The following is a 23,789-nucleotide window of genomic DNA, read 5'->3' as shown; positions in this document are numbered from 1 at the left end:
CGCTATGGCGTTCTTTGCCAGAAGCGCAGCCGGTTGCCGAACGGGTCCGCCACTTCCAGGATGCGCCCCCAGTCCTCGTCGCGGATGCCGGGCCGCGCATACGGGTAATCCTTCGCCTGCAGCTCCGCGTGCAGGGCGGCGATGTCGTCGACGGGGATCAAGAGCGCCGTGCCTGGCGTGGCGTCGCCGTAGTGCTCGGACAGATGCAGCACGAGATCACCGCGCGTCACCTGCAGGTACAGCGGCGCCGTGGGCGCGAAGCGGTGTTCCCAGTCCAGGGTAAAACCGAGAAAACCGAGGTAGAACTCGCGCGTTTTTTCTTCGGAAAAGCTGCGCAGGATGGGGATGGCGGGGGACAGCTGCATGGCGGCCCTTTCAACAAAGGTGGCAAGATTCCTATTCTAGCGTCAGGCCAGCGCCTGCCGTTTCATGCGCGCGGCGGGGCTGGCCTTCTCCCAGCGGAACAGCCACATGATGATCAGCTTGGTCGTGGCGCTGACGCAGGCCAGCAGCAGCAAGGGCCAGCCTGTCGCCAGCCCCATGGCGCAGGCAAAGAAGATGGTGCTGACATCCATCGCCAGGATGAACTGGCTCATTTTCAGGGACACGGCACCCGTCCTGCCCGAGCGCCAGATCAAGCGGATCTGGTGCGCGTAGCCCTGCGCCAGCAGCACGGTGACGGCAACGATCAGGCTTTGCGAGATCGCGCGCTTTTCATCCGTGAAGGTGGAGCCGAACAGCAATCCCGCCACGCCCGCACCCAGCAGCAGCGCGCAGGCCTGCAGCGCGTTGCGCGATGCCCGGCTGCGGCGGTCGCGGTTGATTTCATACAGGATGCCCAGCGCGATCAGCGAGGCGATCAGGCGTGGCCAGACGATGTAGTGGTTGAAGGGCGTGATCGAATAGCCGTAGACGAAGAAGGCGCAGTAGGCGAGGAAGCTGACGGTGAACTGGTTGAGCGACAGGATGTCCGTCGCCTGGCCTGCGCCCAGGCTGGCGTCGTGCTTGCGCCGCCAGATTTTTTGCAGCTGCGACCATAAACCAAGCAGGCTGACGACGATGAAGAGGGAGTTGAGGCTGCCGGCGAGGGCGTACAGTGAACTGGATTGCAAGGTGTCTCCCTGGAGGGCAAGGCAGTCCTGTGAGATGGGACGCCTTGTCTATATATTTTGCAACATATTCGCATGAGGTAAATTGCCATGCAAGCAATATTTCATGTCTGGCTGGCTTTGCCAATACTTGCCCGAACTCACCTCTCGCCGTACTTGCCCCTATAATCATGGCATGACTTTCTTATCACTGCGTGCCCGCTCCGTGCTGGGCAGTATCGGCAAAATGGCCGTTTCCCTGATTCTCCTGTTGACCGCACTGTGGGGCGCGCTGGCGCTGTGGTACCAGTTGTCCGGCGGCACGGCCGCGCAAGCCATCGGCGCGCTGCTGTGGGGCGCGCTGGGCGTGGCCAGCATCGCGCTGTGGTGGATGCGCGGCGATGCGCGCGTGCTGCTGCCCTATGCGGCCGGTTTTATCCTGCTGCTCCTGTGGTGGAGCCTGATCACGCCGAAACAGCAGCGCGTGTGGGCCGATGACGTGGCGCGCAATGTGACGGGCACGCTCAAGGGCAATCTCGTGACCCTGGACAATGTGCGCAATTTCGACTGGCGCAGCGATGACGACTACACGGTCAAGTGGGAACAGCGCAGCTACGACCTCGACGAACTGCGCACGGTGGACACGGCGCTGTCGTACTGGACGGGACCCTATATCGCGCATACCCTGATCTCGTTCGGCTTTGCCGACGGGCGCTTTTTGACGTTTTCCATCGAAATCCGCAAGGAGAAGGGCGAGAGCTTTTCCGCCATCGGCGGCTTCTTCAAGCATTTCGAGATGAGCCTGATCGCCGCCGACGAGCGCGACATCCTGCGCGTGCGCACGAATGCGCGGGGCGAGGACATGCATCTGTACCGCGTGATGATGCCGAAAGCGGCCATGCGCTCGCTGTTCCTCGCCTACCTGGACGAGGCGCAGGCGCTGAAAAACACGCCGCAGTTCTACAACACCCTGACGGCCAACTGCACCACCATCGTCTTCGAGATGGTGCGCCGCATCGTGCCGGGCCTGCCGCTCGACTACCGGCTGATGGCTTCGGGCTACCTGGACCGCTACCTGTTCGACGTCAAGGGCCTGGTGCCCGGCTTGAGCTTCCAGCAGCTGCGCACAGGGGGCCACATCACGGCGCGCGCGCGTGCCGCCAACGACGATGCGGATTTTTCGCACACGATCCGGCGCGGCATGCCGGGCTATGACGAAGCGGGCTTCCCGAAGCTGCAAATGCCCAGGCAGTAAGCGCCTGCTTTATACTGTCGCTATTCCGACCGGCCGCACATTGCGGCCGGTCTCACTTCATGACTAAATAATAAGAAGGCCCGCTATGCCATTTTCCTCACTGGGTCTGATTCCCTCCCTGGTCCGCGCCGTCGACAAGGCCGGCTATGCCGCGCCGACGGCCATCCAGGCGGCCGCCATTCCCGCCATCCTGCGCGGCAGCGACGTGCTGGGCGCGGCGCAGACGGGTTCCGGCAAGACGGCCGCCTACGCGCTGCCGCTGCTGCAGGCGCTGATGGCGCCCGTTTCCGGCCCGCGCCAGGTGCGCGCGCTGATCCTCGTGCCTACGCGCGAGCTGGCGGCGCAGGTGGGGCAGACGGTGCACGCGCTGGCCAAGCCGCTGCCGATCAAACTGAAGATTTCCGTGCTGTTCGGCGGCGTGTCGATCAATCCGCAGATGATGGATTTGCGCGGCGGCGCCGATATCGTCGTCGCCACGCCGGGCCGCCTACTGGACCTGGTGCGCCAGAATGCCGTCAAATTGGGCGGCGTGTCGCTGTTCGTCCTGGATGAAGCCGACCGTTTGCTCGACATGGGCTTCAGCGAGGAGATCAACGCCATCCTGGCGCTGCTGCCCAAGCAGCGGCAAAACCTGTTCTTCTCCGCCACCTTCCCCGACAGCGTGCAGGCACTGGCCGACAGCCTGCTCAAGGAGCCCGTGCGCATCGAAGTGGCGTCCGAACCGCAGGACAAGCCCGACATCGTGCAGCGGGCCATCACGGTCGACGTGCCGCGCCGCACGCAGCTGCTGCGCTACCTGATCCTGCAGCAGCAGTGGGAGCGCGTGCTGGTGTTTGTCGCCACCAAGTACGCGGCCGAACACGTGGCCGACAAGCTGCAGCGCGCGGGCTTGCACGTGGGCGCCTTCCACGGCGAATTCAGCCAGGGCACGCGCAGCCAGCTGCTGGCCGACTTCAAGGCGTGCCGCTTGCAGGTGCTGGTGGCTACCGACGTGGCCGCGCGCGGCATCGACATCGCCGGCCTGCCTGCCGTCGTCAATTACGACTTGCCCCGCTCGGCCGTCGACTACACGCACCGCATCGGCCGCACGGGCCGCGCCGGCGAAAGCGGCACGGCCATCAGCTTCGTGACGGCCGACACGGAAGCGCATTTCCGCCTGATCGAAAACCGCAACGACTTGCGCATCGTGCGCGAAGTGGTGGCTGGCTTCGAACCGACGGAACTGCCCGCGCCCGTGAGCACCGTGACGGACACGGTGAACGGCGGCGTGAAGGGGGCGCGCAAGAGCAAGAAGGATAAATTGCGCGAAGCGGCAGCCCTGGCAGCGAAGGCGGCCGAGGGCAATTAAATCGCCCTTATGTGCGCTAGCCGCTTGAACGGCTGGCCGTCCCGCTTTAAGATGATGTTTCTATAAAGCAAGGGGACTGTTGATGCACATGACATTCATCACGCGCGCGGGCACCCTGGCTTGCGCGCTGGCGCTGGCAGGCTGTGCCGGCATGGGCGGCAAAAGTGATGGCAGCGGCATGCAGATGCCGGGCAAGACGCCTGCCGATGCCGCCGTGGCCGCCACCTGGTACAACCCACCCAGCGAATTTCCCGGCATTTGCCTGACCCAGTTCAAGGATGGCAGCCTGCGTTTCGATGGCGGCTTCGCCTTCTATAATCCGGGCCGCTGGGCGTATGACAGCGCCACGTCCGAGCTGCGTTTGCAACTGGCGCCGACGCCATCGCTGGAACTGTCGCACGCGCAAATCGTGCAACACATGAACCTGCTGCGTATCGAGGCGGACAAGAGCACGCTGGTGTATGGGGTGAAAGCCGATACCAAGGCCATCGGCCTGGGCGGTTTTGTGTTTTACCGCGATACGCCTTGCCCGGCACGGCGCGGATAGGTAGCTGATAAATGCCATACAGGAATATTTAGTCGTATAATTTCAACGCAAGCTGGCTGCCGCGCAAGACTCGCAAGACTGTTCCGCGTAGCAGATTCCCCCCTCCAGGCAAGCTCCGATATCGCCGCGGCGATGAGAGGATGGTCCGATGGATTTGCACGACGAACAGGGTATGCCAGGGATTGTGGCGGCGGACGCCGTGGCGCCACCGCGCACCTTGCTGCTGGTCGATGACGAGCCGAATATCCTCGCTTCCCTCAAGCGCCTGCTGCGGCGCGATGGCTACCATATCCTGACGGCGGGCAGCGGCCAGGAAGGGCTGGAGGTGCTGGCCAGCCATGCCGTCGACGTGATCGTGTCGGACCAGCGCATGCCCGGCATGCTGGGCGCCGACTTCCTGCGCAAGGCCAAGCTGCTGTGTCCGCAAACCATCCGCATCATGCTGTCAGGCTATACCGAGTTGCAGGCCGTCACGGATGCCGTCAACGAGGGCGCCATCTTCAAGTTCCTCACCAAACCATGGGAAGACCATCAGCTGCGCGAGCATATCGCCGAAGCCTTTCGCCTGAAGGGCATCGATGACGACAATGTGCGGCTCAATGCGCAGTTGCGCGAGGTCAACCTGGCGCTGGCGGCAGCCAATGCCGCCATGCAGGCGCTGGTGAGCCAGCAGCAGCATCAGATCAGCCGCGACGAAGTCAGCCTGGGCATCGCGCGCGAGTTGCTGCAATTTCTGCCACTGCCCGTGATCGGGCTCGATGAGGACGGCATGATCGCCTTCATCAACGCGGCGGCGGCCAACCTGTTTGAACGGGGCGCGGCCCTGCTGGGCAACGAGGCGGCGATCGTCTTGCCGCAGCTGTTCGGCGGGCAGGGCGCGCCTTGCCTGGCCGCCATCGATGGCCAGCCGTATGCCGTGGCGATCCATCCGATGGGCATGCATTCGCGTTCGCGCGGCAGCCTGGTCACCCTGAGCCGTCATGGAGCGGGTACATGAGTATAAGCGTGAGTACAAGCGTGAGTGACAGCGGCCGCGAGATTTCCATCGAGCAGGCGCAGGAAGGCATGGTGCTGGCGCAGGCGCTGAGCGACGCCAGCGGCGCCGTACTGCTGGCCCAGGGCGCCATTCTGACGGCGGCGAACCTGACGGCCTTGCGCAGGCGCAATGTGGAGCGCTGCCATGTCGTCATGGACGAGGCGATTGACCCCGCCGCGCAGGCGCATGCCGAGCAGGAACGGGCGCGCCGCCTGGAACGGCTGGCCGTGCTGTTCCGCGCCACGCCGCCCGATTCCGCAGGGGCGGAACTGCTGGCGCTGCTGCAGCGCTACCGGCAAGGGGGCGCGGCATGACACGGCTCAGTTTTGAACACATCATCCGCCAGATACAGGAACTGCCTTCGCTGCCGGTGGTGGTGCTGGAACTGCTGTCGAGCATGGACCAGGACGACACGGACGTGCATGTGCTGGCGCAAAAGATCGAGCTGGACCAGGCCCTGGCGGCGAAGACCCTGCGCATCGCCAACTCCTCGTTCTACGGCATGCAATCGAAGGTCACCAGCATTCCGCAAGCCGTTTCCGTGCTGGGTTTTCACAGCATCCGCACCGTCGTCACGGCCTGCGCGCTGACGGGCAGTTTCGCGCCCGTCAGCGGCGGCTTCGATTTCCAGGCGTTCTGGCGCCATTCGCTGGCCACGGCCATCGCCGCGCGCCTGCTGGCGCCGCACTTGCGCGTCAATCCCGAAACGGCGTTCACGGCGGGACTGCTGCACGACCTGGGCACCCTGGTGCTGGTGACGCGCTTCCCGGCCGAGCACGCGCTTGTGCGCAGCTACCGCCAGGCGCATGACTGCCAGATGGCCGACGCGGAACTGGCCGTCATCGGCATCGACCACGCGCAGGTGGGCAGCGCCCTGGCCGCCTACTGGAAGTTTCCCGAGGCGATACAGCAGGCGGTGGCCGACCACCACGCCATCGACCGGCTGGAGGCGGGCGGCTTGCCGCTGGCCGTGCATCTGGCCAATGCCGTCGCCCTGGCGCTCGACCTGGCCGGCGTCGACGATGCGCTGGTGCCGCCGCTGTCGCCCGCGGGCTGGCGCAGCGTCGCGCTGGACGAGCAGGCCTGGCTGGCGCTGCTGGGGCAAACGGAACACACCTTCGATGAAATGTCGCGGATCATGCTGGCATGAACAGGATACAGGCCATGGAAACAGATGCAGGGCAGGCACTGCCCGCCACGCCGGAACGCCGCCAGGGCGACACCATTGCGCTGTCGGCGTTTTTCGACGGCCATCCTGTGGCCACCTTCGCCATCGACACGGACCACGTGGTGACGCACTGGAACAGCGCCTGCGAACAGTTGCTGGGCTTTACTGCCGCCGAGATGGTCGGCACGCGCGACCACTGGAAGGCGTTTTATCCGCAGCCGCGCGCCTGCCTGGCCGACCTGCTGGTGGCCGACGATATCGCGCTCGGCGAAAATGACCTCTACCTTGGCAAGCTGAAGCGTTCTCCCGTGATCCCCGGCGCCTTTGAGGCCGAGGATTTCTTTGCCGATATCGGCCCCGAAGGCCACTGGCTGCATTTTACGGCGGCGCCCCTGCGCGACCGCCAGGGGCGCCTGGTGGGCGCCATCGAAACCCTGCGCGACGTGAGCGAGCGGCGCCTGGCGGAACTGGCGCTGCGCAAGGCGCACGACAACCTGGAACACCTGGTGGCCAAGCGCACGGCCCAGCTGGCCGACATGAACGAGCGCCTGGCCGACGATATCCGCCAGCGCCAGATCGCCGATCTGGAATTGCGCGAGCGCAACCTGGCCCTGACGGAATTGAACAGCAAGCTGTCGCTGGCCCAGCAAAAGCTGTTGCAATCGGAAAAACTGGCCTCGATCGGCCAGCTGGCCGCCGGCGTGGCGCACGAGATCAACAACCCCATCGGCTATGTGTTTTCCAATGTCGGCACGCTGGAAGGCTACCTGGACGACCTGTTCAGCATGCTCGACGCCTACGAGGAAGCCGAACCGGCCGTCGCCGACCCCGTGGTGGCGGCGCGCCTGCGGGCGCTGCGCGAACAGGTCGACCTCGATTTCCTGCGCACCGACATTCCCATGCTGATGGGCGAGTCGAAGGAGGGCATTGCGCGCGTGCGCCGCATCGTGCAGGACCTGAAGGATTTTTCGCGCACGGATGCGCACCAGGAGTGGGTCTGGGCCGACCTGCGCCAGGGCATCGATACCACGCTCAATATCGTGAATAACGAGGTCAAGTACAAGGCCGACGTGGTGCGCGAGTACGCCGACATTCCCGATATCGAATGCCAGCCTTCCGAACTGAACCAGGTGATCATGAACCTGGTCGTCAACGCGGCCCACGCCATGGGCGAGGCGCGCGGATGCATCACCCTGCGCACGGGCAGCGACAACGCGACGGAAGTGTGGATCGAGGTCGAGGACACGGGCGGCGGCATCGCGCCCGAACACCTGTCGCGCATCTTCGACCCGTTCTTCACCACCAAGGCCGTCGGCAAGGGCACGGGGCTGGGCCTGTCGCTGGCCTACACCACGGTGCAGAAACATCACGGCCGCATCGACGTGCGCAGCATCATCGGCCGCGGCACCACCTTCCGCATCACCTTGCCCGTGCGCCAGGCGCAGGCCGTCGCACCATGACCGAACAGGACAGCATGAGCACCAGTACCAGCGCCAGCACCGCGGCCGCGCCGCCCACCATCCTGTGCGTCGATGACGAACCGAATATCCTCTCGTCGCTGCGCCGGCTGTTCCGCCCGCACGGCTACCGCGTGCTGACGGCCGATGGCGGCGCGGCCGGCCTGGCCCTGCTCGAGAGCGAGACGGTGGACCTGGTCATTTCCGACATGCGCATGCCGCACATGGATGGCGCGCAGTTCCTGGCCCAGGTGCGCCAGCGCTGGCCCGGCACCATGCGCTTGCTGCTGACCGGCTATGCCGACATCCAGTCCATCCTCGACGCCATCAACCAGGGCGAGATCTACCGCTACGTGACCAAGCCGTGGGACGAGAACGATATCGTGCTGGTGGTGCGCCACGCGCTGGAACGGCGCGCGCTGGAGCAGGAAAAGCTGCGCCTGGAAGCGCTGACGGCCAGCCAGAACGTGGAGCTGCAGGCGCTCAACGCCAGCCTGGAAGCGAAGGTGGCCATGCGCACGCAGCAGCTGAAGCAGTCGCACGACGAAGTGCAGGCGGCCAACGAGCGCCTGAAGGCCACGTTCGTGACGACGATCAAGGTGTTTTCCAACCTGATCGAGATGCGCGGCGGCAAGCTGGCAGGCCATGCGCGGCGGGTGGCCGAGCTGTCGCGCAAGCTGGCGCAGGCGCTGGGCCTGGAAGGGCAGGAGGCGCGCGACGTGTTCATCGCGGCCCTGCTCAAGGATATCGGCAAGCTCAGCTTGAGCGACGATGTGCTGGAGTTGCCGGCCAGCGCCTGGACGGGCGAGCAGCTGGCCGCGTTCCGCAAGCATCCGCTGCGCGCCGAACAATTATTGATGGCGCTCGAGGAGCTGCGCGCCGTCTCCGTGATCCTGCGCTCGCAGCTCGAGCGCTTCGACGGCGGCGGCTTTCCCGATGGCCTGGTGGGCCTGGCCATTCCGATGGGGGCGCGCATCCTCGCGCTGGCGTCGGACTACGACGGCTTGCAGATCGGCGCCATGGTGCAGCGCAGCCTGCGCGCCGAAGAGGCCCGCACCCTGATCTACGACAGCGTCGGCAAGCGCTACGACCCGGCCGTGGTGGCCGCTTTCCGCAGCATCATGGAGGAGACGGAACCGCCGGCGCGCGACCTGACCGTGCTGTCGGGCCAGCTGGAACCGGGGATGGTGCTGTCGCGCGACCTGATCAGCCGCGATGGCTTGATGCTGCTGGCGGCCGAGCACGTGCTGACGGCCCGCGTGATCGCCCAGCTGCTCGACTTCGAAAGCAAGAATGGTGGCCGCCTCAGCATCCGCGTGTATGCGCCCGTCAAGGAAGGCTAGGACACTGTCTGGGCCGCCGGAGGCGAGACGGGCAGGTGCACGGTAAAGCGCGTGCCGCGGCCCACCTCCGACGCCACGTCGATGCGTCCGCCGTGCTTGTTGACGATGCCGTATGACAGCGACAGGCCCAGGCCCGTGCCGCTGCCGACGGCCTTGGTGGTGAAGAACGGTTCGAAGATACGGTTCAGGTGCTCGGGCGCGATGCCGGCGCCCGTGTCGCCGATCTCCACCCAGACCCAGTCGTCCGCATGGCCGGTGCGGATGCTGATCACGCCGTCGCTGCCGATGGCCTGGCCCGCGTTGACGAGCAGGTTCATGAAGACCTGGTTCAGCTGCGAGGCAAGGCACAGTATCGGCGGCAGCTCGCCATACTGTTTCTCGATGCGCGCCTTGTATTTCAATTCATTGGCGACGATATTCAGGGTGCTGTCCAGGCCCGCATGCAGGCTGGCCACTTGCCAGTCCGTCTCGCCCACGTGGGAAAAATCCTTCAGCGCCTGCACGATGTCGCGCACGCGTTTGAGGCCATCCATCGATTCGCGCACCAGGTCGCCGATGTCGTCCTGCAGGAAGGCCAGGTCGGCCTGCGCGCGCACCTGGACCACGTGCGCGGCCAGGGCCGGGCCGTCGAGCGGCTCGCGCATCGCCGCTTCATACTGGGCGATGACGTCGAACAGGGTGCCGACATAGCCTTGCAGCGAGCTCATGTTCGAATTGACGAAGCCGATCGGGTTATTGATTTCATGCGCGATGCCGGCCGCCAGCTGGCCGATGGACGCCATCTTTTCCGATTGCAGCAACTGGTCGTGCGCTTCCTGCAGCTTGCTGATCAGTAGTTGCTGCTCTTCGCCGCGCGCCTGCAGCATCGCTTCCATGCCCTTGCGTTCTGTGATGTCCGTCAGCGAGCCGATCACTTCGAACGGCACGCCATGCTCGTCGCGCACGAGGCGCAGGCTGTCGTGCATCCACAGATAGCTGCCGTCGCGCACGCGGAAACGGTATTCGTAGGCGCGCGCGCCTTCGACGAAGATCTGCGCCAGGCTGGAAAAAATCCCGGGCGCATCGTCGGGGTGGATATGGTCGAACCAGAAATTGGGGTCGGCCACCATCTCCTCGGGCTGGTAGCCCAGCACATTCAGGGCATTGTTGCTGACAAACGTCATCTTGAAGTCGCCGCTGGGCACGGTGCAATAGATGATGGAGGGAGTATTGTCGAGCAGGTATTGCAGGCGCACGGCCGTGGCGGCCGGTGCATCATCGCCAGGCGCCGCCCCGGCATGCCGGCCGGTATCGTGAGTGGAAAGGTCGAAATCCTCGAACTGCATCGTCACACCTCGCTGCCTGCACGGCATAGCTGTCGTCCTGCTTCGATTATGCCTGATTCCGCCTGCCTTGGGCCGGCATCGGCGCGCTCAGGGGGCCAGCGGCTGCTCGACGATTGCCATGCGCCGCGCGATGCGCTGCGCCGCCTGCGTGTCGCCCGCCTGTTCGGCGCGCAGGCGCTGCACGCCCAGCCACGCCAGCAGCGGCCGGCGCCAGCCCTGGTCCGAGGCGGTGGCCACGGCCGTATCGAGCAGTTCCGGCGTGGCGCGGCCCGAGCGCAGCAGCACGCCGGCCGCCACCAGTTGCGACAGCGGGTCCTTGATGGCCGCCACGGCGCTGGCGGCGGCCGTGTCGGAGCTGGCGCTGGCTGCCGCCCGCTGCGCTTCCGGCAGCAGGGCGACGTCGGCCGCCTGCGCCTTGCCGGCCAGCCAGGCCGCATACGCGCGGTCGGCGGCTGTCGCATCGGCTTGCAGGGCGTCAAAGCCGGTGCAGTCCTCGAACGCCAGGCTGGCCACGCGCGTGGCGCAGCGCAACAGTTCGATGCGCGCCACGAGTTCAAGCTTGCCTGTGCCGGCCACCTGGCTGCGGGCACGCCGGAATTCCGTCTGCTCGACCAGGGCGTTGCCGCCCAGGTAGGCCGCCTGGAAACGCTCGACGGAACTTTGCGCATTCATTTTCCAGTCCGGCACGGGCGGGCCGCTGGAGCAGGCGGCAAGCAAGGTGCACAGCAGGGCGGCGATGGCGGGGCGGGATATTTTCATGGCAGTTTGATCTCCGGATTGCGCTTGAACGGCCATTTGCGGTTGATTTCATTGACCAGCTGCTCGACCTTGCGCAGATTGCTTTCCACGTCGGCGCGCAGCGGACCCAGGTCGGCTGTCGCCGCCTTGGCATTGGCGCCCACGGCTTGCGCCTCGACCAGCACGGCGTCGACTTTTTTCAGGCTGTTGCGGGTGTCGGCCAGCAGGGCATTCAGCTGCACGATGGTCGCCTGCGCATCCGTCATCACGCCCTTGTCGCCGAAGACGCGCGTATCGGCATTCGCCACCAGGCCATCCGTGCGGCGGGCCAGCTGGTCCGCCGTGATCAGCAGGGCATTGGCCCGCTCGACCAGCAGGCGCGACTGCTTGTCGTCGCCCGTCAGCAAGCCCATGGCGCCGCCTGGGCCGCTCAGCTTGCCGGTGACGGCCTGCACATTGCGCAAGGTGCCGTCGAGCGCGGAATCGGTGCCCGTCAGGCTGGCTACGTTGTTCAGCAAGTCCTTGGCGGCGGCCAGCAGGCGGGGGATTTCCGCCGCCATGTCGCCCACCAGCAAGTCGCGCGTGGCGTCGTCGGGCAGCGGCGGGTCCGTCAGGATGCCGCTGTAGGCGCGCAGCTTGGCGCCGCCCACGATGCCACGTTCCAGGGTGAAGATGGAGCTGGTGCGCAGCCAGTGCGCGTCTTTTCTCGGCACGTCGATGATGACGCGCGCGCGGCCGTCCGGCGCCAGCTCGATGCGTTGCACGCGGCCGATGGGAAAGCCGGAAAAGGTCAGGTCGGCGCCCACGCCGACGCCGTCGGAATCGTCGGCCGTCAGCACCAGCGTCTGCGTGGCTTCGAAGGCGCCGCGCGCATACATCAGGTAGACGACGGAGCCGACCACCAGCACGAACATGAAGACGAGCAGGATGGCCGCCTTCAGTTCGGCGTGGCGCACGGGCGGCGGGGCGGGCAGCACGGAATCTTGCGTGAGACCGGCGGGCGCCGTGACGTCGACCTGGTCGGGATTCGGGGGTTGGCTCTGGCTCATGGCTTCTGGCTCTCGTATGGGTGGTTCGGGATCGCTGGCGGTGGCGGGCGGGGCATCAGTAGTAATTGCCCATCAGCGAAGCCACTTCGACCAGCAGGATGACGGAAAACAGGCGCAGCATTTCGGACAGACCGTGCGCGGCCCACAGGCGGTTGCGCCGGCCGTGCGGCTCTTCCGGATAATAGGAGGAGGCCAGCGGGATCAGGGCCACGGCAAAGCTGAAGAAGATGACCTTGAGCATCAGGATCAGGGCCACGGCCGGATTGAATATCTGCCCCACGACGCGCGTGTAGCCTTGCAGCGCCCACGGCGTAAAACCGTAGATGGTGACATAGGCGAGGATGAGCGAAGTGACGCAGCTGACGATGGCCAGCATCCACACGGCAAAGATGCCCGACATGACGCGTGGAAAGTATTCGCGGCGCAGCAGGTCGACGCCCTGGCGCTGCATTTTCTCGAGCATGCCGGACGAGCGCATTTGTGCGAACGCAATGCCGTCGGGCAAGGTCAGGCGCAGCGCCACGAACAGGGCGGCCGTCAGCGGTATCAGTTCCAGCACCAGCACGCGCACCACCATTTCCAGCGCATAGCGCGACAGGCCGTAGCTTTGCGCGCTGACGACGACGATGCGTATCAGCACCAGGCTGACCAGCGCGCAGGCGACGCTGAACCACACGAGGTTCGGCGCCGTATTCGTCACCAGGCGGTGCGCGAGGATGGGGCGGTTGTCGCGGTTATAGCTCGATGGCGACAGGGCCAGCGAAAACACGAGGATGGCGAAATGCAGCATGCGCCACCAGCTGACCAGCCAGGCCATGGTGGCCCGGTGCAGGCGGCGCAGGCTGATGATGAGGGAGACGGATAGGGTCATCATGGCATCTTAACATTGGATGCGTTCGATACAAGCGATTGTCCTGCCGTGCGGCCGTGCCTGGCAGCCCCGCTATTGGCCGGCCACGCTGGCAATGATGGCATCGGCCGCCGCCCGTACCCGGGCAGAACGGTTCAGGTCGGCATGCATGACCAGCCACACGTCGTAGCTTTCCGCCCGCTCGGGCCAGATGCGCACGAGCTGCGGGTCGATGTCGCCCAGGTGCGTGGCCAGCTCGGCCACGCCCAGGCCCGCGCGCGTGGCGTCCTGCAGCATCGCCGCCGAGTTTACTTCCATGGCGACCCGGGCGTTGGCGACGGGTTCACCGGCCAGTTTTTCCCCGTGGCGGGGCGTCACGGAATGGTGGTAGATGACGATATCGTGGCCGGCCAGCGCCGTGCCGCGCACGGGTTCGCCCCGTTCCGCCAGGTAGCTTTTCGACGCGTACAGGCCCAGGCTGCGCTTGACGAGGTGGCGCGAGATCAGGTCCGGGTCGGTGGGACGCACGCCGCGCACGGCCAGGTCCGCTTCGCGCCGCGTCAGGCTGGCCAGCGCGGGCGCCACGTTGAGCACGATGCGGATGTCCGGGTGGGCCGCATGCAGCTGCTGCATGGCGCGGATGACGAAATGGCTGGCCATGGTGTCGGTGGTGGCCACGCGCACCAGGCCGCTTAAACGATTGTCGACGCCCTGCATCTCGCGCTGCAGCTTGTCGGCCGCCCGTTCCATGGCTTCGGCCGCCGTGAGCGCCAGTTCGCCGGCCGGCGTGGGCACGTAACCGGACGGCGTGCGCAGGAACAGGGTGGCGCCCAGCGAGCTTTCCAGCGCGGCCAGGCGGCGCCCGCACGTGGCTTGGTCGATGTGCAGCAGGGCCGCCGCGCCGCGCAGGGTGCCGGCCCGGCCGATGGCCAGAAAGATGCGCGCGTTATCCCAGTCCATAAGCCCAGTCCATGACTTGTTTTCCTGTCGTGATGCTGATGCATTTTTGCATCATAGTGCTGATTTTATGCCTGTTTACTGCATCATGCAACGCTCGCATAATGGCTGCCCCGCTGTCCCTGCAAGGAAATACCATGTCCGCCCCCACACCGCGCCGCGCCAGCGGCTTCATCCTGCTGACCCTGGCGTTCGGCTTCGTCATGGCGATGATCGACGTCACGGCCGTCAACGTGGCCCTGTCCGATATCGCGCTGGACCTGGCCATACCGCTGACGGGCCTGGTCTGGGTGGTCGACGGCTACACCCTGACGTTTGCCGCGCTGCTGCTGGCCGGCGGCGCGCTGGCCGACCGCTACGGCCCGAAAGCCGTGTACCAGGGCGGCCTGGGCGTCTTCCTCCTCGGCTCGATCCTGTGCGGCGCCGCGCCCGACGGGCATTTCCTCACCGCCGCGCGCTTGCTGCAGGGGGCGGGCGCGGCCCTGTTCATGCCCAGTTCCCTGAGCTTGCTCACGCACAGCTTTGACGACGAGCGCGAGCGCACGCGCATGCTGGGCGCCTGGTCGGCGCTGGTGGGCGTGGCCGGCGCATCCGGCCCCTTGATCGGCGGCATCCTTGTGCACCAGTTCGGCTGGCGCAGCGTGTTCTGGGTGAATGTGCCGCTGGGCGTGCTGGCCATCGTCATGGCGCAAGTGCTGCTGGCCGCGCCGGCGCGCCAGCCGCGCGATCTGTCGCTGCTCAGCCATGCCCTGGGCGTGGCGGCGCTGGCGGGCCTCAGTTTCGTGCTGATCGAAGGTCCCGTGCTGGGCTGGTTGTCGTCGGGCGTGCTGGCGGCGGGGGCCTTGACGGTGCTGTCCACCGGGCAATTGCTGCGGCGCGAACGCAGCGGCAGCCATCCGCTGTTGCCGCGCGCACTGTTCCACAGCAGCAGCTTTGGCGCGGCCAATGGCGTGGGTTTCCTGATCAATTTCTGCGTGTTCGGCCAGCTGTTCTTATTGAGCCTGTTCCTGCAGCAGTCGGGCGGCGCCGATGCCTTGCAATCGGGCTTGCGCCTGCTGCCCATGATGGCGGCCTATACGGTGGGAAACTTTATGGCAGGCGGTATCGCGGCCCGGCATGGCACGCGACTGCCGATGCTGGCCGGCTTGCTGGTGGGCGCTTGCATGGCGCTGTTGCTAATGGGTTTGCATCCGGGCACGCCATATTTCCTGCTGGCGCTTGGCACGGCAGTCATGAACGTGGCCATCGGCATCGCCATTCCCGCCATGACGGCCACCGTGATGCGGGTGGCCGGCAAGCAGCATGCGAACAGCGCGGCGGCAGCCCTGAATGCGAACCGGCAAATTGGCGCGCTGGTGGGGGTGGCCCTGATCGGCAGCATCCTGCACATGGTGCCGGACTGGTCGCTGCGCTTGCCGCTGGCCTACGCGACGATTGCCGTCGCGTATGGCCTGGCGGCGGGCCTCGTGTACAAGCATGTACATTTGCCCAAGGCCGTGGCCGCCTTAAGCTAGCTTACTGTTCGCGCGTGCTGCGCCACTCCACCAGTTCCTCGATGGTGAGGATCGGCATGCCGTGCAATTCGGCGAAGCGTTCGATATCGTCGCCGCGCATCATGGTGCCGTCCGGGTTCATCAGCTCGCACAGCACGGCGGCCGGGTTCAGGCCCGCCATGCGCGACAGGTCGACGGAGCCTTCCGTGTGGCCACGGCGCTCGAGCACGCCACCGGGCGCGGCGCGCAGGGGAAACACGTGGCCAGGGCGCACCAGGTCGGATGGCTTGGCGTTCGGCGCGATGGCGGCGCGGATGGTGGTCACGCGGTCGGCGGCCGACACGCCCGTCGTGACGCCGTCGCGCGCCTCGATGGAGACCGTGAACGGCGTGCCGTAGCGGCTGCCATTGTCGGACGACATGGGCGGCAATTCCAGCGCGCTGACGACGTCCGTCGGCAGGCACAGGCAGACGATGCCGCTGCATTCGCGGATCAGCAGGGCCATGGTTTCGTTCGTCAATTTTTCGGCCGACAGGATCAAATCGGCTTCGTTTTCACGGTCGAAATCGTCAAGCAGGATGACGGGAATGCCGGCGCGCATGGCGGCCAGGGCGGATTGGATGCGACCTTCCAGGTCGTTGGAAAGCAGGGTGTAGCTGTTGACTAACATGGTGAAACGCTCCTCGCATAGGCGAAAAACGCTGCAGGGCAAGCGAATAGACGCAGCCGGCCGCATCGACAGGTCGATCGGACATCGCGTTTACTGCACATCTTCTTTCATCCGGACTATACCGTCGGCTCTGGAATTACACCAGATCTGCTGACCTTTCCTCGGATTGGCTTATTAACCTGCTGCGCAGCCCACTCTCGACTTTGCGTTGCTCACTGTACCTTCGTACAGTTGCGCTACTCAAGCCGATATTGAGCTTGCTCGCGACGGTTACTAATGCCAATCCTTGTCGGAAAGCGCTCGCGGGCTTGACCGTTGCCGGTCTTACCGCCGGTGGGGAATCGCACCCCGCCCCGAAGACGTATTGTTGTGCCGGTCCACATGACCGGCGGCAATACTTTAGCACAATTGAAAGAAGCTGGCAGGGCACTGTTGAGTTTGTCATTCGGCAAAATTGCCTGGGGAAAGCAGTTCTTCCTAAGCTGTTTTTAATGGCGGAAAGACGATTTCAGTGTAAGGTACGCTTACTGAATCTTACCGTTGAGAATACATGAAGCTGAGTAAATTACGCCTGATCTCGGGCGCCGTCTTGCTGGCGTGCGCCTGCTTGGCCCAGGCGGAAATCCGTTTGAGCGATCCCCTGCCGCTGGCACCAGAAGTTACCGTCGGAAAACTGCCGAACGGCTTGACCTATTACATCAAGAAAAATGCCCGTCCCGCGCAAAAAGTGGAATTGCGCCTGGTGGTGAAAGCCGGTTCCATCCTGGAAGATGACGACCAGCAAGGCCTGGCCCATTTCACGGAACACATGGCCTTCAATGGCTCCACGCATTTCAAGCGCAATGAACTGATTTCCTATCTGCAATCGATCGGCGTGAAGTTCGGCGCCGACCTGAATGCCTACACGAGCTTTGATGAAACCGTGTACGTGCTGCCGATTCCGACGAACAAGAAGGAAAACCTGGAAAAGGGTTTTCTCGTGCTGGAAGACTGGGCGCATGGCTTGAAATTCAATCCGGCCGACATCAACAGCGAGCGCGGCATCGTGCTGGAAGAGGCGCGCCTGGGCAAGGGCGCCAGCGACCGCATGAACAAGATCCTGTATCCGAAGTTGCTGAACGGTTCGCGCTATGCGGAACGCATGCCGATCGGCAAGGAATCCGTCTTGAAGACGTTCAAGCCGGAAGCCATCAAGCGTTTCTACAAGGATTGGTACCGTCCCGACCTGATGGCCGTGATGGTGGTCGGTGATGTGGAACCGAAACAGGCTGAAAAGCTGATCCAGCAGCATTTCGGCAAACTGAAAAATCCCGTGAAGCCGCGTCCGCGCCTTTATGCGGAAGTGCCGCAGCGCTCGCAAACGGAAGCGCTGGTGATCACGGACAAGGAAGCGCCGGACGACACCGTCTTCATCCGCTACCCGATCCGCGCCGCGCAGGAGCCCGTTACCATTGCCGACTACCGCCGCCAGATGATCGAAAACCTGTATGGGCAAATGCTCAGCGCGCGCATGCAGGAATTGACGCAGCAAGCCAATCCCCCGTTCATCCAGGGCGGCAGCAGCATGGGCAAGCTGGTGCGCGGCTATGAATCGTTCAGCGCGTATGCCTTGTTGGGCAAGGGCGGCGTGCAGCCGGCCGTCGATGCGCTGGTGCAGGAAGATGAGCGGGCGCGCCGCTTCGGTTTCAGCCAGGACGAGCTGGACCGCGCGCGCAAGAACATGCTGCGCAATTACGAGCGCGCGTACAGCGAGCGCGACAAGTCCGACTCGGCCGGTTTCGTGGCCGAGTATTCGCGTAACTTCCTGGAGCAGGAAGCCATCCCCGGCATCGCCAATGAATTGCTGTACGCGCAGGAACTCTTGCCGCAAGTAACTCTGCAGGAAATCAACGAGACGGTGGCCAAGGTGATTCCCGACCAGCAAAAGAAACTGGTGGTCTTCATGGGCGCCGAACCGAAAGCGGGCGCCAGCGTGCCGACGCAGCAGCAATTGCTCGACGCGGTGGCGAAGGCCGAGCAGCAAACCATCGAGCCGCGCACGGAAAAAGTCCTGGCCAGCAAGCTGATGGACGGCCCGCCGGCCGGCGGCAGCATCGCCTCGGAAAAGTTGAATAGCGCCATCGGCGTGACGGAACTGACCCTGGGCAATGGCGTGCGCGTGCTGCTCAAACCCACGGACTTCAAGAATGACCAGGTGCTGATGGGCTCGACGCGTTTCGGCGGCCAGTCGCTGTTTGGCGATGCCGACATCTACAACGCCCGCTACGCGAGCGCCGTGGTCGGCAGCATGGGCCTGAAAGACCTGGCGCCGCTGGACTTGCAGAAAGTGCTGGCCGGCAAAACGGTCAACGTGGGCGCTTCGCTGGGCGAACTGAGCGAAGGCTTTGGCGGCTCGGCCAGCAGCGCCGACGTGGAAGCCATGCTGCAACTGGTGTACCTGTATTTCAACGACGTGCGCAAGGATGCTGGCCTGTACCAGTCCTTCATCGGCAAGCAGCAGGACCTGGCGAAAAACAGCATGGCGCAGCCGGAGGCCGTGTTTTACGATGCCATCCAGCACGCCATGTTTGGCGACAACCCGCGCGTCGATGGCGTGCCGCGCGTGGCCGACTTCGACAAGGTGGGCCTGGACCGTTCGCTGGAAATCTTCCGCCAGCGTTTTTCCAGCGCGCGCGGCATGACCTTCATCTTTACGGGCAGCTTCGAGCTCGACAAGATCAAGCCCCTGATCGCCAGCTACCTGGGCACCTTGCCCGTGGCCGACGTGCCGCACGCCTACCGCGACGTGGGCATGCGCCCGGTGACCGGGATCGTCAAGAAGGATATCTACATGGGCAGCGAGCCCAAAAGCACGATTTCCATCACCTTCAATGGCGACGTGGCGTATTCGGATGAGCAAAAGCTGACCCTGCAGGCGCTGGGCGAGGTGCTGAACCTGAAAGTCATCGAAGTGCTGCGCGAAAAGATGAGCATGATCTATGGCGGCGGCTTTGAAACCTCGATGGGCCAGCATCCGTACGGCCATTACTCGGTGGCCTTGAACTTGCCCACCGGACCGGAGAACGTGGACAAGGTGATCGCCGCGGCGTTTGCCGAAATCAACAAGATGAAGACGGACGGGCCATCCGCGGCGGACCTGGAAAAGGTCAAGCTGAACTGGATCACGCGCCAGCAGAAATCCTTGCGGGAAAACAACTACTGGATGAACCAATTGATGGGTTCGGTAACGCAGGGGCGCGACCCCGCGCACATCCTGCGCTACGAGCAGCGCGTGCGCGCCATCACGCCGCAAGCTGTGAAACTGGCGGCGCAGCGCTACCTGGACATGCACAATTATGTGCAGGTAGTGCTGTATCCGGAACGTAAAAACGTTGCAGCCAAGTAAGCTTCATTGTTGAACTGCTGGGGCGGCAGTGTGGCGAAGCTGTTAAACTGCTGCTTATTGATGTGATCGCAATTTAACAAGCAAGGAAATACGATGGCTAAGAAAGAAGAACTCGATCCGGAGACCCTGGAGTTGATCAACTGGTGTATCGAGGTCGAAGGCTTCCTCGTGGCGGGCGGCGCCACCGTGGCGCAGGCGCAGGACCACATCGAAGAACAGGTCGAGTGGTTTACCGACCAGTTCTACGACGGCTTGACGCCGGAAGAGGCAGCCAAGGAAGCCTTGGCCTGACCTTTCAGTCAGACTTCAGCAAGACATATGCGGGCGGTGCCTGCCGGGCATCAGCCTGGTAGCGCCGCCCGCTTTGCTTTTCTGAAAAGATTTCCATATGGAAATTGTTTATAATTCCACATTTTATTCTTTACCCAGGCACCCATGACACTCCGTTCGCGCATTCTCCTCCTGTGTTTCAGCACCTTGCTGGGCATCGTCCTCATCGCTTCGTTTTCCCTGTATTCCTTGCGCCAGACCATGATGGCGGAAAGGGTGGAGCAGCTGACGGTGCTGGTGGAATTGGCCAATGCCTCGGTGGAAAAGGCGTATGCGCTGGAACAGTCGGGCAAGCTCACGCGTGAGCAGGCGCAGCAGCAGGCCAAGCTGGCCATCGGCAGCTTCGTCAAGGACGAGATGTATTATTTCGTGCGCGATTTCAGCACGGACTTGCTGTACGTGCACCCGAATGCGTCGCGCATCGGCACGCCGCAAAAGAACATGAAGCAGTCGGGCGACCGCTACCGCGCGGCCCTGGCCACCAGCCGCATCGGCCTGGTGCAGGCGGACGGCACGCGTCCGGGCGTGAAGGACCCGGTGGCGAAGATGTATGCCGTGGTGAAATTTGCGCCGTGGGATTGGCTGATCGGCACAGGCACGTACATCGATGACATCAACCACAAATTCTGGGCCCAGGCGGGCGTGTTGCTGGCCATCGGCGGCGCGCTGATGCTGGTGGTGGGCGCCCTGGCGGCCTTGATGCTGCGCCGCATCCTGGGCCAGCTCGGTGGCGAACCCGACTATGCAGCGGCCATCGTGGCGCAAATCGCCCAGGGCGACCTGACAACGCAGATCGATACGCGCCCCGGCGATACGTCCAGTTTGCTGATGGCGATCAAGGCTATGCGCGACAACCTGGCCCATCTGGTGAGCCAGGTGCGCAACGATGCGGAATCCATTTCCACGGCATCGGGCGAGATCGCTTCCGGCAACCACGACCTGTCGGCGCGTACGGAGCAGCAGGCGGGCTCATTGGAAGAGACGGCCTCGACCATGGAAGAAATGACCTCGACCGTGCGTCAGAATGCGGACAATGCGCGCCAGGCGAACCAGTTGGCTATTTCTGCCTCGCAAGTGGCGACGCAGGCGGGCGGCGTCGTGAGCCAGGTGGTCGACACCATGGGCGCCATCAATGCCTCGTCGAAGAAGATCGGCGACATCATCGCCGTCATCGACGGCATCGCCTTCCAGACGAATATCCTGGCCTTGAACGCGGCCGTGGAAGCGGCGCGCGCGGGCGAGCAGGGCCGTGGCTTCGCCGTCGTCGCCAGCGAGGTGCGCAACCTGGCGCAGCGTTCGGCTGCGGCCGCCAAGGAGATCAAGCAATTGATCGACAGTTCCGCCGAGCAAGTGGGCGCCGGTGAAAAACTGGTGGCGCTGGCGGGCGAGACGATGGAAAAAGTCGTCTCCAGCGTGCAGCATGTGACCGATATCGTGGCCGAGATTTCCTCTGCCAGCGCCGAGCAAAGCGCTGGTATCGAGCAGATCAACCAGGCCATCGTCGAGATGGACAACATGACGCAGCAAAACTCGGCCCTCGTCGAGCAGGCGTCGGCGGCGGCGCAAGCCATGAACGAGCAGGCGGCGGGGCTGGCGCAGATCGTCAGCGTGTTCAAGGTGGGTGCAGTGGCGCCGACAGCGGCAGCACTACAGCGCAGGGTGCCTGCGGCGCGGCGCCTGACGCGCTAAGCGCTTTTTTCTGTCACTGGGGAACTTCACCCCGGCTCACCTGTCCAAACTTTTTCGTCCGCACTGGACGCACAGAAGAGGTGAGCATGACAGACGGTTTTTCCTATCACGCGGCGTTCGCCCGCAACCTGGGCTGGGTCACGCAGGCGGAGCAGGATAGCTTGCGCGGCAAGCGCGTGGCCATTGCCGGCATGGGTGGCGTCGGTGGCGTGCATTTGCTGACCCTGGCGCGGCTCGGTATCGGCGCTTTTCATATCGCCGATTTCGACACCTTCGATATCGCCAACTTCAACCGCCAGGCCGGCGCCATGGTCTCCACCCTGGGGCAGCCCAAGGTGGCCGTGCTGGCGCAGATGGCGCGTGACATCAATCCCGAACTTGAGATTAAACAATTTCCAGACGGTATACACGACAGCAACCTGGCCGAGTTCTTTGCCGGTGTCGACCTGTATGTGGACGGCCTGGATTTCTTCGCCTTTCCCGCGCGCCAGGCTACCTTCGCCACGTGCGCCCGCCTGGGCATCCCCGCCATCACGGCAGCGCCGCTGGGCATGGGCACGGCCGTGCTCAGCTTCATGCCGGGTGGCATGACGTTCGAAGAGTATTTTGGCTGGGGCGACTTGCCAGAAGAAGAGAAAGCCTTGCGCTTCCTGGTCGGATTGGCGCCGGCCGGCTTGCACGGCCCCTATCTGGTCGACCCGTCCGCCATCAACCTGAAGGAGCGGCGCGGGCCGTCGACCATCATGGGCTGCCAGCTGTGCGCGGGCGCGGCCGCCACGGAAGCCTTGAAGATATTGTTAAAGCGTGGCAAGGTAATGGCGGCGCCGCACGGCATGCATTTCGACGCCTACCGCAACAAGCTCGTGCATACCTGGCGTCCGGGCGGCAACCGTCATCCGCTGCAGCGCCTGACGATGGCCATCATCAAGCGGCGCCGCGCGGCGCAGGGGGCATAAATGGCGCAAGCACTGCTGATCGATCCCGTACTGGAAAACATCCTCGACCAGGCGCGCTGGGCGCCCAGCGGCGACAACACGCAGCCGTGGCGCTTTGAAGTCGTGGACCCGCGGCACGTGGTCGTGCATGGCTTCGATACGCGCAGCCATTGCGTGTATGACCTCGACGGCCATCCCAGCCAGCTATCGCTCGGTGCCTTGCTCGAAAGCATGGCACTGGCGGCCAGCAGCCATGGCTTGCGCATGGAAGCGCGCCGGCGTCTGTCCATGCCCGACACGCTACCCACCTTCGATGTGCGCCTGGTCGACAGTCCCGGCATGCAGCCCGACCCGCTGGCGGCCTTCTTGCCGCAGCGCAGTGTGCAGCGGCGCCGGCTCAGCATGCGCAGCTTGCGCGCCAGCGAAAAGGCGGCGCTGGCGGCCAGCTTGCCGCCCGGGTACGGCGTGCAGTGGTTCGAAGGCGGGCGTGCGCGCCTGGCCTGCGCGCGCCTGATGTTCGACAATGCGAAGCTGCGCCTGACCATGCCCGAGGCGCACAAGGTGCACCGCGACGTCATCGAATGGGGCGCGCGCTTCAGCAGCGACCGCATCCCGGAGCAGGCGCTCGGCGTCGACCCGATGACGGCGCGCCTGATGCGCTGGGTCATGCACAGCTGGCGCCGCGTGGATTTTTTCAATACCTGGCTGGCTGGCACCGTCGCGCCGCGCCTGCAGATGGACTTGCTGCCGGGCCTGTATTGCGCCGCGCATTTCATGCTGCTGGCCGATGCGCCGCCGCGCCACATCGACGATTACGTGGCGGCCGGCCGCGCCATGCAGCGCTTCTGGCTGACGGCCACGCAGCTGGGCCTGCAATTGCAGCCGGAACTGACGCCGCTGATCTTTGCCCGCTATGTGCGCGAACGGCGCACTTTTTCGCGCACCGATGGCATGCAGGAGCTGGCGCAGGAGCTGGCCGCGCAATGCCAGGCCGTGCTGGGCGCCACGGCGGTTGAGCGGGCCGTCTTTCTCGGGCGCATAGGCGCCGGGCCGGCGGCCAGTGCGCGCTCGCTGCGCCGTCCGCTGCAAGACTTGCTGGTGGCGCCAATGGCGGGGCAGTGAGGCG

At 64.6% G+C, this 23,789-nt stretch carries 22 protein-coding genes and 1 riboswitch; of the genes, 14 read left to right on the top strand and 8 right to left on the bottom strand.

Translation table 11 applies throughout. The annotated features are described in order from the left end of the window. Positions 1-2 precede the first annotated feature (2 nt). Positions 3-365 carry a glyoxalase superfamily protein gene (locus U0004_RS20835; RefSeq protein WP_070255437.1) on the bottom strand — a complete coding sequence of 121 codons (363 nt, stop codon included), beginning with the start codon at positions 363-365 and terminating at the stop codon, positions 3-5. A gap of 42 nt (positions 366-407) precedes the next feature. Next, positions 408-1,112, bottom strand: a complete 705-nt coding sequence (locus tag U0004_RS20830) for a hypothetical protein (RefSeq protein ID WP_070255434.1) — start codon at positions 1,110-1,112, stop codon at positions 408-410. Positions 1,113-1,284: 172 nt separating this feature from the next. On the opposite strand from U0004_RS20830, the gene U0004_RS20825 reads away from it, so the two are divergent. The 8 genes from U0004_RS20825 to U0004_RS20790 all read left to right on the top strand — a co-directional run bounded on the left by U0004_RS20825 (position 1,285) and on the right by U0004_RS20790 (position 9,242). Further along, positions 1,285-2,343 carry an Lnb N-terminal periplasmic domain-containing protein gene (locus U0004_RS20825; RefSeq protein WP_070255431.1) on the top strand — a complete coding sequence of 353 codons (1,059 nt, stop codon included), beginning with the start codon at positions 1,285-1,287 and terminating at the stop codon, positions 2,341-2,343. An 85-nt stretch (positions 2,344-2,428) separates the two neighbouring features. After that, entirely contained in the window at positions 2,429-3,691 is a 1,263-nt protein-coding gene (locus U0004_RS20820; protein WP_070255428.1) for a DEAD/DEAH box helicase, read from the top strand. A gap of 82 nt (positions 3,692-3,773) precedes the next feature. Beyond that, positions 3,774-4,238 carry a hypothetical protein gene (locus U0004_RS20815; RefSeq protein ID WP_070255424.1) on the top strand — a complete coding sequence of 155 codons (465 nt, stop codon included), beginning with the start codon at positions 3,774-3,776 and terminating at the stop codon, positions 4,236-4,238. Between the two features lie 148 nt (positions 4,239-4,386). Next, entirely contained in the window at positions 4,387-5,235 is an 849-nt protein-coding gene (locus U0004_RS20810) for a response regulator (RefSeq protein WP_070255421.1), read from the top strand. Then, positions 5,232-5,588, top strand: coding sequence for a hypothetical protein (locus U0004_RS20805; RefSeq protein ID WP_147284984.1), 357 nt, complete (start codon positions 5,232-5,234; stop codon positions 5,586-5,588). Before U0004_RS20810 ends, U0004_RS20805 begins: the two co-directional genes overlap by 4 nt. Next, complete coding sequence (locus U0004_RS20800) at positions 5,585-6,424, top strand: HDOD domain-containing protein (RefSeq protein ID WP_070255415.1); 840 nt, start codon at positions 5,585-5,587, stop codon at positions 6,422-6,424. The genes U0004_RS20805 and U0004_RS20800 overlap by 4 nt, the downstream gene beginning before the upstream one ends. 14 nt (positions 6,425-6,438) lie before the next feature. Then, complete coding sequence (locus U0004_RS20795) at positions 6,439-7,902, top strand: ATP-binding protein (protein WP_070255412.1); 1,464 nt, start codon at positions 6,439-6,441, stop codon at positions 7,900-7,902. Between the two features lie 14 nt (positions 7,903-7,916). Next, positions 7,917-9,242 (top strand): HD domain-containing phosphohydrolase, encoded by a 1,326-nt coding sequence (locus tag U0004_RS20790; protein ID WP_081345590.1) that lies wholly within the window; start codon positions 7,917-7,919, stop codon positions 9,240-9,242. Here U0004_RS20790 and U0004_RS20785 read toward each other — a convergent pair. The 5 genes from U0004_RS20785 to U0004_RS20765 form a co-directional block, all read right to left on the bottom strand. Next, positions 9,239-10,567 carry an ATP-binding protein gene (locus tag U0004_RS20785; protein WP_070255407.1) on the bottom strand — a complete coding sequence of 443 codons (1,329 nt, stop codon included), beginning with the start codon at positions 10,565-10,567 and terminating at the stop codon, positions 9,239-9,241. The two genes, U0004_RS20790 and U0004_RS20785, sit on opposite strands and share 4 nt — an antisense overlap. Before the next feature lie 87 nt (positions 10,568-10,654). Then, a complete protein-coding gene (locus U0004_RS20780) occupies positions 10,655-11,326 on the bottom strand; it encodes a hypothetical protein (RefSeq protein WP_070255404.1) in 672 nt (223 codons plus the stop codon). Next, positions 11,323-12,354 (bottom strand): MlaD family protein, encoded by a 1,032-nt coding sequence (locus U0004_RS20775; RefSeq protein ID WP_034779304.1) that lies wholly within the window; start codon positions 12,352-12,354, stop codon positions 11,323-11,325. The genes U0004_RS20780 and U0004_RS20775 overlap by 4 nt, the downstream gene beginning before the upstream one ends. Before the next feature lie 55 nt (positions 12,355-12,409). Continuing rightward, positions 12,410-13,228, bottom strand: coding sequence for an MlaE family ABC transporter permease (locus U0004_RS20770; protein ID WP_092605990.1), 819 nt, complete (start codon positions 13,226-13,228; stop codon positions 12,410-12,412). 69 nt (positions 13,229-13,297) lie between these two features. Beyond that, the gene (locus U0004_RS20765) at positions 13,298-14,164 is read right to left on the bottom strand and encodes a LysR family transcriptional regulator (protein ID WP_070255401.1); all 867 of its coding nucleotides are present in this window, start codon (positions 14,162-14,164) and stop codon (positions 13,298-13,300) included. Between the two features lie 134 nt (positions 14,165-14,298). On the opposite strand from U0004_RS20765, the gene U0004_RS20760 reads away from it, so the two are divergent. After that, a complete protein-coding gene (locus U0004_RS20760) occupies positions 14,299-15,675 on the top strand; it encodes an MFS transporter (RefSeq protein ID WP_081345589.1) in 1,377 nt (458 codons plus the stop codon). A gap of 1 nt (position 15,676) precedes the next feature. Here U0004_RS20760 and ribB read toward each other — a convergent pair whose 3' ends face one another. Further along, positions 15,677-16,324: a 3,4-dihydroxy-2-butanone-4-phosphate synthase gene (gene ribB / locus U0004_RS20755; RefSeq protein ID WP_070255398.1), complete on the bottom strand. Its 648-nt coding sequence runs from the start codon at positions 16,322-16,324 to the stop codon at positions 15,677-15,679. Positions 16,325-16,419: 95 nt separating this feature from the next. Then, positions 16,420-16,689: riboswitch (FMN riboswitch) on the bottom strand. A 185-nt stretch (positions 16,690-16,874) separates the two neighbouring features. Here ribB and U0004_RS20750 point away from each other — a divergent pair. The 5 genes from U0004_RS20750 (at position 16,875) to U0004_RS20730 (ending at position 23,785) form a co-directional block, all read left to right on the top strand. Then, positions 16,875-19,709 (top strand): M16 family metallopeptidase, encoded by a 2,835-nt coding sequence (locus U0004_RS20750; protein WP_070255395.1) that lies wholly within the window; start codon positions 16,875-16,877, stop codon positions 19,707-19,709. 93 nt (positions 19,710-19,802) lie between these two features. Next, positions 19,803-20,000, top strand: coding sequence for a hypothetical protein (locus U0004_RS20745; RefSeq protein WP_010399555.1), 198 nt, complete (start codon positions 19,803-19,805; stop codon positions 19,998-20,000). Between the two features lie 144 nt (positions 20,001-20,144). Further along, entirely contained in the window at positions 20,145-21,728 is a 1,584-nt protein-coding gene (locus U0004_RS20740; RefSeq protein WP_070255392.1) for a methyl-accepting chemotaxis protein, read from the top strand. Between the two features lie 86 nt (positions 21,729-21,814). After that, a complete protein-coding gene (locus U0004_RS20735) occupies positions 21,815-22,684 on the top strand; it encodes a ThiF family adenylyltransferase (RefSeq protein WP_034779294.1) in 870 nt (289 codons plus the stop codon). Then, positions 22,685-23,785 carry a nitroreductase family protein gene (locus U0004_RS20730; RefSeq protein WP_070255389.1) on the top strand — a complete coding sequence of 367 codons (1,101 nt, stop codon included), beginning with the start codon at positions 22,685-22,687 and terminating at the stop codon, positions 23,783-23,785. Positions 23,786-23,789: the final 4 nt, after the last annotated feature.

The organism is Janthinobacterium lividum, assembly GCF_034424625.1.
Taxonomy (GTDB): domain Bacteria; phylum Pseudomonadota; class Gammaproteobacteria; order Burkholderiales; family Burkholderiaceae_D; genus Janthinobacterium; species Janthinobacterium lividum.
The sequence above is the reverse complement of the archived record's forward strand: the minus strand, read 5'-3'. Positions and strand labels throughout refer to the sequence as shown.

What these genes read in the sequence shown, in the direction of transcription:
- U0004_RS20835 (WP_070255437.1), bottom strand. Translation starts at nt 365, where the DNA reads ATGCAGCTGTCCCCCGCCATCCCCATCCTGCGCAGCTTTTCCGAAGAA.
- U0004_RS20825 (WP_070255431.1), top strand. Translation starts at nt 1,285, where the DNA reads ATGACTTTCTTATCACTGCGTGCCCGCTCCGTGCTGGGCAGTATCGGC.
- U0004_RS20820 (WP_070255428.1), top strand. Translation starts at nt 2,429, where the DNA reads ATGCCATTTTCCTCACTGGGTCTGATTCCCTCCCTGGTCCGCGCCGTC.
- U0004_RS20815 (WP_070255424.1), top strand. Translation starts at nt 3,774, where the DNA reads ATGCACATGACATTCATCACGCGCGCGGGCACCCTGGCTTGCGCGCTG.
- U0004_RS20810 (WP_070255421.1), top strand. Translation starts at nt 4,387, where the DNA reads ATGGATTTGCACGACGAACAGGGTATGCCAGGGATTGTGGCGGCGGAC.
- U0004_RS20805 (WP_147284984.1), top strand. Translation starts at nt 5,232, where the DNA reads ATGAGTATAAGCGTGAGTACAAGCGTGAGTGACAGCGGCCGCGAGATT.
- U0004_RS20800 (WP_070255415.1), top strand. Translation starts at nt 5,585, where the DNA reads ATGACACGGCTCAGTTTTGAACACATCATCCGCCAGATACAGGAACTG.
- U0004_RS20795 (WP_070255412.1), top strand. Translation starts at nt 6,439, where the DNA reads ATGGAAACAGATGCAGGGCAGGCACTGCCCGCCACGCCGGAACGCCGC.
- U0004_RS20790 (WP_081345590.1), top strand. Translation starts at nt 7,917, where the DNA reads ATGAGCACCAGTACCAGCGCCAGCACCGCGGCCGCGCCGCCCACCATC.
- U0004_RS20785 (WP_070255407.1), bottom strand. Translation starts at nt 10,567, where the DNA reads ATGCAGTTCGAGGATTTCGACCTTTCCACTCACGATACCGGCCGGCAT.
- U0004_RS20780 (WP_070255404.1), bottom strand. Translation starts at nt 11,326, where the DNA reads ATGAAAATATCCCGCCCCGCCATCGCCGCCCTGCTGTGCACCTTGCTT.
- U0004_RS20775 (WP_034779304.1), bottom strand. Translation starts at nt 12,354, where the DNA reads ATGAGCCAGAGCCAACCCCCGAATCCCGACCAGGTCGACGTCACGGCG.
- U0004_RS20770 (WP_092605990.1), bottom strand. Translation starts at nt 13,228, where the DNA reads ATGATGACCCTATCCGTCTCCCTCATCATCAGCCTGCGCCGCCTGCAC.
- U0004_RS20765 (WP_070255401.1), bottom strand. Translation starts at nt 14,164, where the DNA reads ATGGACTGGGATAACGCGCGCATCTTTCTGGCCATCGGCCGGGCCGGC.
- U0004_RS20760 (WP_081345589.1), top strand. Translation starts at nt 14,299, where the DNA reads ATGTCCGCCCCCACACCGCGCCGCGCCAGCGGCTTCATCCTGCTGACC.
- ribB (WP_070255398.1), bottom strand. Translation starts at nt 16,324, where the DNA reads ATGTTAGTCAACAGCTACACCCTGCTTTCCAACGACCTGGAAGGTCGC.
- U0004_RS20750 (WP_070255395.1), top strand. Translation starts at nt 16,875, where the DNA reads ATGAAGCTGAGTAAATTACGCCTGATCTCGGGCGCCGTCTTGCTGGCG.
- U0004_RS20745 (WP_010399555.1), top strand. Translation starts at nt 19,803, where the DNA reads ATGGCTAAGAAAGAAGAACTCGATCCGGAGACCCTGGAGTTGATCAAC.
- U0004_RS20740 (WP_070255392.1), top strand. Translation starts at nt 20,145, where the DNA reads ATGACACTCCGTTCGCGCATTCTCCTCCTGTGTTTCAGCACCTTGCTG.
- U0004_RS20735 (WP_034779294.1), top strand. Translation starts at nt 21,815, where the DNA reads ATGACAGACGGTTTTTCCTATCACGCGGCGTTCGCCCGCAACCTGGGC.
- U0004_RS20730 (WP_070255389.1), top strand. Translation starts at nt 22,685, where the DNA reads ATGGCGCAAGCACTGCTGATCGATCCCGTACTGGAAAACATCCTCGAC.